The organism is Sphaerotilus sp. FB-3 (genome assembly GCF_023706025.1).
GTDB lineage: Bacteria > Pseudomonadota > Gammaproteobacteria > Burkholderiales > Burkholderiaceae_C > Sphaerotilus > Sphaerotilus sulfidivorans.
In genome coordinates this window covers 47,264-58,994 of sequence record NZ_BQWE01000008.1, presented here as the reverse complement: position 1 = coordinate 58,994, position 11,731 = coordinate 47,264, and the positions used below count along the sequence as shown (strand labels likewise).

General features: G+C 72.2%; 9 protein-coding genes. 8 read left to right on the top strand and 1 reads right to left on the bottom strand.

The features are described from left to right. From NFT33_RS03940 to NFT33_RS03920, 5 genes are all read left to right on the top strand, one after another. Positions 1 to 502: HlyD family secretion protein (locus NFT33_RS03940; RefSeq protein WP_251673310.1), on the top strand; the 502-nt coding region annotated here is incomplete at its 5' end. After that, positions 499 to 3,285, top strand: coding sequence for a ribosome-associated ATPase/putative transporter RbbA (rbbA, locus tag NFT33_RS03935; protein WP_251673308.1), 2,787 nt, complete (start codon positions 499 to 501; stop codon positions 3,283 to 3,285). The genes NFT33_RS03940 and rbbA, both read left to right, overlap by 4 nt. Positions 3,286 to 3,331: 46 nt before the next feature. Continuing rightward, on the top strand, positions 3,332 to 4,456 hold the full coding sequence (locus tag NFT33_RS03930; protein ID WP_251673306.1) for an ABC transporter permease: 1,125 nt from the start codon (positions 3,332 to 3,334) through the stop codon (positions 4,454 to 4,456). A gap of 173 nt (positions 4,457 to 4,629) precedes the next feature. Beyond that, positions 4,630 to 5,649, top strand: coding sequence for a Gfo/Idh/MocA family oxidoreductase (locus NFT33_RS03925; RefSeq protein WP_251673304.1), 1,020 nt, complete (start codon positions 4,630 to 4,632; stop codon positions 5,647 to 5,649). 11 nt (positions 5,650 to 5,660) lie between these two features. Then, a complete protein-coding gene (locus NFT33_RS03920; RefSeq protein ID WP_251673302.1) occupies positions 5,661 to 6,578 on the top strand; it encodes a sugar phosphate isomerase/epimerase family protein in 918 nt (305 codons plus the stop codon). On the opposite strand, the gene NFT33_RS03915 is transcribed toward NFT33_RS03920, so the two are convergent. Further along, entirely contained in the window at positions 6,563 to 7,372 is an 810-nt protein-coding gene (locus NFT33_RS03915) for a pseudouridine synthase (protein WP_251673300.1), read from the bottom strand. The genes NFT33_RS03920 and NFT33_RS03915 overlap by 16 nt on opposite strands. Before the next feature lie 254 nt (positions 7,373 to 7,626). Here NFT33_RS03915 and NFT33_RS03910 point away from each other — a divergent pair, with 254 nt between their 5' ends. The 3 genes from NFT33_RS03910 to NFT33_RS03900 are packed head-to-tail and all read left to right on the top strand — an operon-like array spanning position 7,627 to position 11,710. Continuing rightward, entirely contained in the window at positions 7,627 to 8,217 is a 591-nt protein-coding gene (locus NFT33_RS03910; RefSeq protein ID WP_251673298.1) for a type IV pili methyl-accepting chemotaxis transducer N-terminal domain-containing protein, read from the top strand. Positions 8,218 to 8,225: 8 nt separating this feature from the next. Next, positions 8,226 to 10,385, top strand: a complete 2,160-nt coding sequence (locus tag NFT33_RS03905; protein WP_251673296.1) for a SpoIIE family protein phosphatase — start codon at positions 8,226 to 8,228, stop codon at positions 10,383 to 10,385. After that, positions 10,382 to 11,710 (top strand): PhnD/SsuA/transferrin family substrate-binding protein, encoded by a 1,329-nt coding sequence (locus NFT33_RS03900; protein WP_251673294.1) that lies wholly within the window; start codon positions 10,382 to 10,384, stop codon positions 11,708 to 11,710. The genes NFT33_RS03905 and NFT33_RS03900 overlap by 4 nt, the downstream gene beginning before the upstream one ends. The last annotated feature ends 21 nt before the right edge of the window (positions 11,711 to 11,731 follow it).

The following is an 11,731-nucleotide window of genomic DNA, read 5'->3' as shown; positions in this document are numbered from 1 at the left end:
GGGCGCGCGGGCGACCGCCGCGGCCGCGGCCGCGACGCTGGCGCGCATCGACAGCGAGATCGCCGATGCCTCGCTGGTGGCGCCGCGCGCCGGCCGGGTGCAGTACCGCATCGCCGAGCCGGGCGAGGTGCTCGGCGCCGGCGGCCGGGTGCTCAGCCTGGTCGACCTGTCCGACGTGCACATGACCTTCTTCGTGCCGGAGGCGGTGGCCGGGCGGCTGGCGATCGGCAGCGAGGTGCGCCTGGTGCTCGACGCTGCGCCGCAGTACGTGCTGCCGGCGACCGTCTCCTATGTCGCCAGCACCGCGCAGTTCACGCCGAAGACGGTCGAGACCGCCGACGAGCGCCAGAAGATGATGTTCCGGGTCAAGGCCCGGCTCGACCGCGCGCTGCTCGAGCGCCACCTCGCGCAGGTCAAGACCGGCCTGCCCGGCGTGGCCTGGGTGCGCAGCGACCCCGGCGCGAGCTGGCCGGCGACCCTGGCGGTGAAGGTGCCGCAGTGACTGCGGCCGACCGCACCCGCGGGCCGGCCCCGGTCGTGCGCCTCGAGCAGGTCACGCTGCGCCACGGCGCGGTGCGGGCGCTCGACGCGCTGACGCTGGACCTGCCCGCCGGCCGCATGGTCGGCCTGATCGGGCCGGACGGCGTGGGCAAGTCCAGCCTGCTGTCGCTGGCGGCCGGCGCACGCGCGATGCAGCAGGGCCGGGTCGAGGTGCTCGGCGGCGACATCGGCCGGGCCGGGCACCGCGACGCGGTCTGCCCGCGCATCGCCTACATGCCGCAGGGCCTGGGCCGCAACCTCTACCCGACGCTGTCGGTCGAGGAGAACCTGCAGTTCTTCGGCCGCCTGTTCGGCCATGACCGCGCCGAGCGGCGCCGGCGCATCGACGCGCTGACCGCCAGCACCGGCCTGAAGCCTTTCCTCGACCGCCCGGCCGGCAAGCTCTCCGGCGGCATGAAGCAGAAGCTCGGGCTGTGCTGCGCGCTGATCCACGATCCGGACCTGCTGATCCTCGACGAGCCGACCACCGGCGTCGATCCGCTCTCGCGCAGCCAGTTCTGGGACCTGATCGACCGCATCCGCGCCGAGCGCGGCCGCCAGGGCCAGCCGCTGAGCGTGCTGGTGGCCACCGCCTACATGGACGAGGCCGGCCGCTTCGACTGGCTGGTGGCGATGGACGCCGGCCGGGTGCTGGCCGCCGACACGCCCGCCGGCCTGCTCGGGCGCACCGGCTGCACCAGCCTGGAGGCGGCCTTCATCGCGCTGCTGCCCGAGGAGCGCCGGCGCGGCCACCGCGAGGTGCAGGTCACGCCGCTCCAGGACGACGACGCCGGAGCCGCAATCGCCATCGAGGCCGAGGGCCTGACGATGCGCTTCGGCGACTTCGTCGCGGTCGACCGCATCGACCTGCGCATCCGCCGCGGCGAGATCTTCGGCTTTCTCGGCTCGAACGGCTGCGGCAAGTCCACGACGATGAAGATGCTCACCGGGCTGCTGCCGCCGACGGCCGGCCAGTGCCGGCTGTTCGGCCGCCCGACCGAGGCGGACGACCTGGCGGTGCGCCGGCGCGTGGGCTACATGTCGCAGGCCTTCTCGCTGTACGGCGAGCTGACGGTGCGCCAGAACCTGGTGCTGCACGCGCAGCTCTTCCACCTGCCCGCGGCCGAGGTGCCGGCGCGGGTGGCCGAGATGGCCGCGCGCTTCGGGCTCGACGAGGTGCTCGACCAGCTGCCCGAGCAGCTGCCGCTGGGCATGCGCCAGCGCATGTCGCTGGCGGTGGCGATGGTGCACCGGCCCGAGCTGCTGATCCTCGACGAGCCGACCTCCGGCGTCGATCCGGTCGCGCGCGACCGCTTCTGGGAGCTGCTGATCGAGCTGTCGCGGCGCGACCGGGTGACGATCTTCATCTCGACGCACTTCATGAACGAGGCCGAGCGCTGCGACCGCATCTCGCTGATGCACGCCGGGCGCGTGCTGGTGACCGCCGCGCCGCAGGCGCTGGTGCACGCGCGCGGCGCCGACACGCTCGAGCAGGCCTTCATCGGCTGCCTGCGCGAGGCCGCCGGCGACGCCGCGGAAACGACCGTGCTCGAGCCCGCGCCGCCCGCCGCGCCGGGACCGTCTGCGCAGGCCGCCCCGCCGCCCGCGCCCCGGCCGTCGCGCTTCAGCCTGGCGCGGGCCTGGAGCTACGCGCTGCGCGAGGCGCTGGAGCTGCAGCGCGATCCGGTGCGCGCCGCGCTTGCGCTGCTGGGCTCGGCGCTGCTGCTGTTCGTGATCGGCTACGGCATCAGCCTGGACGTCGACCACCTGCGCTTCGCGGTGCTCGACCGCGACCAGACGGTGCTGAGCCGCGACTACGCGACCCGGCTGGCGGGCTCGCGCTATTTCGTCGAGCAGCCGGCGATCGCGGACCATGCGGAGATGGACCGGCGCCTGCGCAGCGGCGAGCTCGCCGTCGCGGTCGAGATCCCGCCGGGCTTCGGCCGCGACCTCGAGCGCGGCCGCGCGGTCGATATCGGCGCCTGGGTCGACGGCGCGATGCCGCTGCGCGCCGAGACCGCCAGCGGCTACCTTCAGGCGATGCACCAGGGCTGGCTGGCCGAGATCGTGCGCGAGCGCACCGGGCAGAGTCCGGCTACGCCGGCCGTCATCGAAACCCGCTACCGCTACAACCCGGACGTGCGCAGCCTGCCGGCGATGGTGCCGGCGGTGATCCCGCTGCTGCTGATGCTGTTCCCGGCGATGCTGACGGCGCTGTCGGTGGTGCGCGAGAAGGAGCTCGGCTCGATCCTGAACCTGTACGTCACCCCGGTGCGGCGCAGCGAGTTCCTGCTGGGCAAGCAGCTGCCCTACGTGCTGCTGGCGATGGTGAACTTCGCGCTGATGGTCGCGCTGGCGGTCACCGCCTTCGGCGTGCCGCTCAAGGGCAGCCTGGCGACGCTGACGCTGGGCGCGCTGGTGTGCGTGCTGGGCTCGACCGGCATCGGCCTGCTGGCCTCGGCGCTGACGCGCAGCCAGGTCGCGGCGGTCTTCGTGACGGTGATCGGCACGCTGATCCCGTGCATCAAGTTCGCCGGCCTGATCGACCCGGTGTCCTCGCTCGACGGCGTGGGCGCGCTGGTCGGGCAGGTCTATCCGGCCTCGCATTTCCTGACGATCAGCCGCGGCGTCTTCGCCAAGGCGCTGGACCTGCCGGCGCTGGCCTCGTCCTTCCAGGCGATGGCGCTGGCGGTGCCGGTCATTCTCGGGCTGGCCCTGTGGTGCCTGCCCAAGCAGGAGCGCTGAGACGCGGCCCGCGCCGCGTCCGGCCCCGTTCACGGAGACAGTCCCGATGGCCTCGCTGTCGAACATCCGCCGCCTCGGCATCAAGGAGCTGTGGAGCCTGGCGCGCGATCCGATGATGATCGTGCTGATCCTCTACACCTTCACCGTGTCGATCTACGTCGCCGCCACCGCGATGCCCGAGACGCTGCACCACGCCGCGATCGCGGTGGTCGACGAGGACGGCTCGGCGCTGTCGGCGCGCATCGTCTCGGCCTTCCGGCCGCCCTGGTTCACGGTGCCGGCGCTGATCGACCCGGCCGAGGCGGACGCGCGCATGGACCGCGGCGAGAGCACCTTCGTGCTCGACCTGCCCCCGGGCCTGCAGCGCGACGTGCTGGCCGGCCGCAGCCCGACGATCCAGCTCTCCATCGACGCGACCCGCATGAGCCAGGCCTTCACCGGCAACGTGCAGATCCAGCGCATCCTCGCCACCGAGATCGCCGGCTTCGTGCGGCGCGACGAGGGCGTGACGCGGCTGCCGGTCGGGCTGGACCTGCGCATGCGCTTCAATCCGAACCTGGAGCAGGCCTGGTTCGGCGCGCTGATGGAGATCATCAACAACGTCACGCTGCTGTCGCTGATCCTGACCGGCGCGGCGCTGATCCGCGAGCGCGAGCACGGCACGATCGAGCACCTGCTGGTCATGCCGGTCAGCCCGGCCGAGATCATGCTCGGCAAGGTCTGGTCGATGGGCCTGGTGGTGCTGCTGGCGGCGCTGGGCTCGCTGGCGGGCGTGGTGCAGATCGCGCTGCAGGTGCCGGTGCAGGGCTCGGTCGCGCTGTTCCTCGCGCTGGTGGCGCTGCACCTGTTCGCCACCACCTCGATGGGCATCTTCCTGGCGACGCTGGCGCGCTCGATGCCGCAGTTCGCGCTGCTGCTGGTGCTGGTGCTGCTGCCGCTGCAGCTGCTCTCGGGCGGAGTGACGCCGCGCGAGAGCATGCCGCAGGCGGTGCAGCAGCTGATGCTGGCCGCGCCGACCACGCACTTCGTCGCCGCCGCACAGGCCGTGCTCTACCGTGGCGCCGGCCTGGAGGTGATCTGGCCGCAGGCGCTGGCCCTGCTGGCGATCGGCAGCGCGCTGTTCGCCTTCTCGCTGTCGCGCTTCCGGCGCACGCTGGGGCAGATGGGCTGAGCCGGCGCGGCGGCCCGAGGGCCGCCCGATGCAGGATGCGGGGTGCACCGCACGGACTGAAGCCGCGGCCGGCCTGACCAGATCTGGTCCACGCTGGAATGGAAATCCATTTCCATTCTGGCGATGCTGGGCGCCCACGCTTCATCCACCGAAGCACCACCCAAGGAGACATCATGACCCTGCGTATCGGCATCATCGGCTGCGGCGGCATCGGCCAGGAACACGCCCGTCGGCTGCACTTCAAGCTGGCTTGCGCCCAGGTCGTCGCCATCAACGACATCGACGTCGCCGCGGCGACGCAGTTCTCGGAGATGTCGGGCATCAAGGCCCGCGTGCTCGACAGCGATCAGGCCGTCATCGACGCGCCGGACGTGGATGCGCTGGTCGTGGCCTCCTGGGGCCCGGCGCACGAGGAGCAGGTGCTGGCCTGCATCAAGGCGGGCAAGCCGGTCTTCTGCGAGAAGCCGCTGGCCGTCACCGCCGAGGGCGCGCGCCGCATCGTCGACGCCGAAGTCCAGGCCGGCAAGAAGCTGGTGCAGGTCGGCTTCATGCGCCGCTATGACGCCGGTTACCGTGCGCTCAAACAGACGCTGGACGCCGGCACCGTCGGCGACGCGCTGCTGGTGCACGCCGCCCACCGCAACCCGGCGGTGCCGGAGATGTATGTCGGCGACATGAGCATCACCGACACCTTCATCCACGAGATCGACGTCTTCCGCTGGCTGCTGGACGACGACTATGTCTCGGTGCAGGTCATCGAGGGCCGCAAGACCCGCAATGCCCACGCCGGCCTGCACGACCCGATCACCGTGCTGCTGGAAACCCGCCAGGGCATCCGCATCGACACCGAGATCTATGTCGCCTGCCGCTTCGGCTACGACATCCAGTGCCATGTCGTCGGCGAGACCGGCGTGGCCAGCCTGCCCGAGCCGATGAGCGTGCCGCTGCGCTCGAACGCCCGCCAGGGCTCCGGCATCCTGATGGACTGGAAGCTGCGCTTCATCGACAGCTATGACGTCGAGCTGCAGGACTGGATCGAGGCCACCGTGCGTGGTGAAGTCAACGGCCCCGACGCCTGGGACGGCTATGTCGCCAGCGTCACCGCCGAGGCCTGCATCGAGGCCCGCAAGACCAAGCAGATCCTGCCGATCGCGCTGCCCGAGCGCCCGGCCTTCTACGCGCGCCAGGGCTGAAGGTGTCCACCATGAAGATCGCCCTCGACCCCTACATGATCCGCCACCTGTCGCTGGCCGAGTTGCCGGCGGCGGTGGCCGAGCTCGGCTATGACCAGATCGAGCTGTCGCCGCGCAGCGACTTTCTCGACTGGTGGGTGATGCCGCGCGCGACGAAGCCGCGCATGAGCGAGTTCAAGGCCGCGATGCGCTCCGCGGGCGTGGGCCTGGCCTCGCTGCAGCCGATGTACCGCTGGGCCAGTCCCTTCGAGGACGAGCGCCAGTGGGCGGTGCGCTGCTGGAAGAAGGCCATCGAAGTGGCCGTCGAGATGGACTGCCGCCTCATGGTCAGCGAGTTCGGCCGCGGCGCCTCGCCCGACCGCACGGTGGCCGAGCGCAACGGCCTGGCCACCAACCTCAATACCAAGGAAGCCTGCGAGGCCGCCTGGTTCCGCTCGATGGACGAGCTGCTGCCCCTCCTGGAGCGCGAGGGCGTGACCCTCTCGGTCGAGCCGCACCCCGAGGACTGGATCGAGCAGTACCAGCCGGCCTGCGACATCGTGCGCAACATCGGCTCGAAGGCGCTGAAGCTCAGCTTCATCGCGCCGCACACCTTCTACTACGGCCGCGACATCGGCGCGATGGTGCACGAGGCGGGCGACCTGCTGGCGCATGTGCGCGTGGCCGACACCTTCGACCACACCCAGAGCAGCCAGCTGCGCTACATCGTCAACCCGCCGGGCTCGAGCCAGGTGCGGGTGCACCAGCATCTGGACATCGGCCAGGGCGAGGTCGACTTCGACGGCCTGTTCAAGGCGATGGCCGACATCGGCTTCGACGGCCTGGTCTCGGCCTGCGTGTTCGCGTGGGAAGAGCGGGCGAAGGCATCGAGCCAGATGATGCGCCAGGGCATCGACCAGCTCGTCCAGCGGCACTACGGCGCACGCTGAAGGGCCGGCAGCCGGCACCAGCCGGCCAGATCGCCGAAGGTGTCTGCCGGTGCGCCGGCATGCACCGCGAAGGCCCCCGTCTGCGCCTGCCACGCCAGCCCGCTGTGCAGCTGCAGCAGCTCCTGCGTGAAGGGATGCGTCAGCTCCAGCGCCTGCGCGTGCAGCCACAGGCGCTGCCGGCCCAGGCGCTCGGCCCACCAGCGGTTCAGCGGGCCCTTGCCGTGGGTGGCGTCGCCGATGATCGGGTGCGCCAGATGCTTCAGGTGGCGGCGGATCTGGTGGCGCCGGCCGGTCAGCGGCTCGGCCTCGACCAGCGATGTCCGTGTCGAGGGGAATCGCCCGTCGCTCGACTCCAGGCGCTCGAAGCTGGCCAGCCGGCGCAGCCGGGTCTGCGCGGGCTGGGCCGGCGCGTCGGGCGGCGCGTCGTCCGGGCGCAGCGCATGGTCGACCCAGGCCTCGGCGGGCGCCCAGCCGCGCACCAGCGCCAGATAGCGCTTGCGCACCTCGCCGGTGGCCATGAAGGCCTGCCCCAGCCGGCGCGCGGCCTCGGGGTGCCGCGCCAGCAGCAGCACGCCGCAGGTGCCCTTGTCGAGGCGGTGCACCGGATGCACATGCGCGCCGCCGAGCTGGTCGCGCAGCGTCTGCACCACGAAGCGGGTCTCGCCGGCATCCAGCCCGGTGCGGTGCACCAGCCAGCCCGCCGGCTTGCGAATGGCGATCAGGTGCTCGTCCTGCCAGAGCACCGGCAGAGACAGCGGCATCGGCGGCGCATCGGTCGTCGGGTCGTCGTTCATGCGCCGATCATCGCGCACCCGAGCGGTACCAGGCCGGCTCCCGCCACGCACCAGGGCGGTGCTCGTGACGCCATTTGAGGCATGGCACCAGGATCGCGCCCTTGATTTGTGAAATCAATCACGAATTCGGGGCGGCATGCACGAAGGAAAGCTGCTGGCATGGCCGTTGCTGCACAGGGATCGAGCACGCGACCCGCAGCTCGACGCTTCGCCGGCCATGCGGCCGGTCCGATTCCCGCCGCAACGACCTGTCCATGGCCGCCCTACCCTCCGACGCCGCCTCCGCTCCGCCCGACCGCGGCGCCACCGCACCCGATGCCGCGGCCACCGCGATCGCCGACCGCAATGTCGCGCAGCTCACCCGTGGCATCTGGCTGCGCTCGATCACCGGCCTGCTGCTGATCGCGATCCTGGCCACCGCCAACTTCCTGATCCTGCACGATGTGCTGAGCATCAACAGCAGCGCGGCGACCATCGTCAACATCAGCGGCCGCCAGCGCATGCTGTCGCAGCGTGCGGCGCTGTTCGCCACCCGGCTGGTGGCCAGCCGCGACGAGGCCGAGCGGCGCGTGCTGCGCACCGAGCTCGACCGGGTGACCGGCCTGCTGCTGAGTTCGCACGAGGGCCTGACCCGCGGCAGCACCGCGCTGGGCCTGCCGGCGACGATGTCGGCGACGATGAACACGCTCTATTTCGGCGAGCCGCAGCATCTGGACCGCCAGGTGCGCGACTATGTCGAGCAGCTGCGCGCGCTGATGCGCCGCACCGACCAGGAGCCTGGCGTGGTGCCCCCCGAGCTGCGTGCGATCACCGCCGCGGCCTCCGGCCGCTGCTGGTCACGCTGAACCAGGCGGTGCAGCAGTACGAGAAGGAGAGCGAGGCCGAGGTGGCCCGCGCCATTCTCTATGAGCGCATCGTCTACGGCGTGACGCTGCTGGCCCTGCTGCTGGAAGCCGCGCTGATCTACCGGCCGCTGGTCAACCGGGTGCGCCGCGCCACCGAGCGGCTGGTGCGCCAGCAGCAGTTCAGCGACCGGGTGGTCGACACTTCGCAGGCGCTGATCATCGGCCTGGACAGCGCCGGGCGCATCGCGCTGTTCAATCAGCACAGCCAGAAGGTCACCGGCCATGCCGAGGCCGAGGTGCAGGGTCGCGACTTCCTGTCGACCTTCCTGCCGCCGGAGGCCGCGGCCGATCCGGCGATGGAGAAGCTCTTCCTGGGCGGCGCTGCCGCAGGCCGCACCGAGACGCCGCTGCGCACCCGCAACGGCCGCCTGCTGACGGTCGAGTGGTCGAACGCCGAGCTGCGCGACCCGGCCAGCGGCCGCACGCTGCTGCACCTGGCCACCGGCGTCGACATCACCCAGCGCAAGCAGGCCGAGCAGGCGCTGCAGCAGGCGCTCGAGCGCACCGAGGCGCTGGGCAGCCGCCTGCGCCAGGAGGTCGCGCATGCGGCGGTGCTGCAGCGCGCGATGCTGCCGCCGCCCGAGATCGCGCTGCCCGGCCTGCAGGGCCTGGCGCGGCTGACCACCTCGACCGAGGTCGGCGGCGACTACTACGACCACTACGCGGTTGACGGCCGCCATGCGATCTTCCTGATCGGCGATGTCAGCGGCCACGGCGTGGCCTCGGGCACGCTGGTCAGCGCCGCGAAGATGGCGGTGCACCAGCTCGCCAGCCAGGGCGAGACCGACCCGGCGGCGATGCTCGAGCACCTGAACGAGGCGCTGCTGGCCTCCAGCCACGACAGCATGTTCATGACCCTGCTGTGCTGCAGCCTCGATGCCCGCACCGGGCGGCTGCGCATCGCCAACGCCGGCCATGCCTTCCCCTACTACTGGCTCGATGCCGAGCAGGGCTGGGGCATGATCGAGGTCGAAGGCGTGCCGCTGGGCCGGGTGCGCGAGCCGGCCTATGCCTCGATCGCCTTCGACATCCAGCCCGGCGACCGCCTCTTCCTCTACACCGACGGCCTGGTCGAGCAGGAGGACGGCCAGCGCCGCGCCTTCGGCCACGAGGGGCTGGAGAACCTGCTCTACGACCATGCCGCCGCGGCCGCCGACACGCTGCTCGACCGGGTGTTCGGCGCGCTGGCCGCGCATGCCGGCCGCGAGGGCTTCGACGACGATGTCACCGCGATGTGCGTGACCCACATGGCCCGGGTCGAGGGCGCGCCGGCCCTGCCCGGCCGGCTGGCCGCGGCGCGCGATCTGCTGCAGGTCGAGGCGGCGGCGGTGGTCGAGGCCGGCGGCCTGCCGGCGCCGGTGGCGCGCCAGCGCGTCGTCGCCACCCATGCCTCGGGCGCGCTGCTGCCGATGCTGCCGGCGCTGTGCGAGACCGGCATCCGCCGCGTGCTGCCCGACGACCAGCCCTTCCTGCGCGAGCTGGGCTGGCAGGCGCTGCTCGACCAGCACCATCTCGACGGCGTCGACGACCTGGCGCGCTGGATCGCCGCGCCTGTCGACGAGGCGGTCTGGACCTTCGCGCACAGCAGCGACAAGGCCCGCGCGATGGCCGGCCTGGCCGACTGGCTCGACACCCAGCCGGACCTGCCCGAGGGCCTGCGCGACATCGTCGTGCTGATGAGCGACGAGCTGATCGAGAACGGCCTGTACGGTGCGCCGGTCGATGCCACCGGCGGCAAGCTGCACCACAAGGGCGAGGTGCGCGAGGTGCAGCCTCAGGAGGGTCTGCGGCTGCAGCTGCGTCGCGACGGCGGCCGCCTGGGTCTGTCGATGAGCGACCGCTGGGGCACCTTCACCCCGTCGATCTTCCTGCGCCGGCTGGCCCTGAACGCCGGCCGGCAGGGGCTGGAGGCCGGCATCGGCGGCGCCGGCCTCTACCTGATGTGGCGCATGAGCGACTACATGCAGGTCCGGGTGCAGCCGCAGCGTCTCACCCAGATCACGCTGCTGTGGTCGCTGCAGCAGCTGCCCGACCCCGAGCGTGACGCCGGCTTCCAGTTCCTGTACCACCACGAGCTTGGCGAGCTGCCGGGCTCCAGCACCGCATGACCGATTCCCCGACGACGCTGCACATCGACGCGACCCGCGACGAGGCCACCCGCACCACGCTGCTGCGCCTGAGCGGCGAGATCGACGTGAGCGCAGCGACCGCCTTCGAGCCGCTGCATCGCCAGCCGCCGGCCGATCCGCAGGTGGTGATGGATTTCGCCGCGGTGGCGCGCATCAACTCGATGGGCCTGGCGCAGCTGCTGCGCCTGCTCGAGCACTGGCGTGGCCAGGGCCTGCGGCTGGAGGCGCGCGGCCTGAACCGCACGCTGAGCATGCTGTTCAAGATGACCGGGCTGATGCGCTACTTCGCCGGGCCGGAAGGCGCGGCGGCGGCGGTGGCCTCGGCCAGCGCACCGGCCGCGGGCGTGATGCCGCCGGGCGTGCGTCCGGTCGCCGCCCGGCCGGCCGGCCCGCCGCAGATGCGCCGCATCGTGCGCCCGGGCGGGGCCGTGCCGGCGACGCCCGGAGCCCCTTCGCCGGTCTCGCCGGCCGTGGCGAGCGCGCCGTCGGCGCCGCCCATGCCGGTGCCGACCTCCGTGCTGCCTGCGATGTTCGCGGCCGCGGCACCCCCGCCGGGCGATCGGCTCGACTTTCTCGTCAGCCAGCAGAACAGCCAGCAGCTCACCGGCTGGTACTACCTCAACACGCTGCTGCAGCGCACGCTCGGGCGCACGGTGTCGCTGTCGGTCGAGGACTTCGAGGACGGCGCCGCGGCCGGCCGCGCGCGTGCCCACGCACCGGCGCTGGTCTTCGCCCGCCCCTTCGACGCCTGCGCGCTGATGCAGCAGCACGGCTACCTGCCGGTGGTGCGACCGCAGGACGACTGCGACGAGGTCAGCCTGATCGTGCGCCACGACGACGCCCGCGCCACGCTGACCGACTTCGCCGGCGCGCAGGTGGCGACGGCGCTGGAGCGCAGCTTCGTCTTCGTGCTCGGGCGCTTCTTCTGCGACGAGTGCGGGCTGGACTCCGCCGGCCTGCCGCGCCGCTTCGCCGGCAGCGAGATCGCCGCGCTGAAGATGCTGCTGTCGGGTCAGGCCGAGCTGCTGTTCATGTCGAGCCGCGGCCACGAGCGGCTGTCGGCGCTGGCGCGCGCCGGCACCCGGGTGCTCGAGCACAGCGAGACGCGGGTGGCCTCGCACCTGCTGCTGCTGCACCCGTCCTGTCAGGCGCTGGTGCAGCCGCTGCGCGAGGCCCTGACCGGCCTGGCGCAGCACGACAAGGGCCGCCAGGCGCTGCAGGACCTCGGCATGAGCGGCTGGGACGTGCCGGCGCCCGAGGAGGTGGAGATGCTGCTGATGCTGTACCGGCGCTACGCGGGCTGAAAGGTGGCCGCGGTCGGAATG

Coding starts and splice junctions, on each gene's coding strand:
- NFT33_RS03910 (WP_251673298.1), top strand. CDS start 7,627: ATGGCCGCCCTACCCTCCGACGCCGCCTCCGCTCCGCCCGACCGCGGC.
- NFT33_RS03930 (WP_251673306.1), top strand. CDS start 3,332: ATGGCCTCGCTGTCGAACATCCGCCGCCTCGGCATCAAGGAGCTGTGG.
- NFT33_RS03900 (WP_251673294.1), top strand. CDS start 10,382: ATGACCGATTCCCCGACGACGCTGCACATCGACGCGACCCGCGACGAG.
- NFT33_RS03920 (WP_251673302.1), top strand. CDS start 5,661: ATGAAGATCGCCCTCGACCCCTACATGATCCGCCACCTGTCGCTGGCC.
- NFT33_RS03925 (WP_251673304.1), top strand. CDS start 4,630: ATGACCCTGCGTATCGGCATCATCGGCTGCGGCGGCATCGGCCAGGAA.
- NFT33_RS03915 (WP_251673300.1), bottom strand. CDS start 7,372: ATGAACGACGACCCGACGACCGATGCGCCGCCGATGCCGCTGTCTCTG.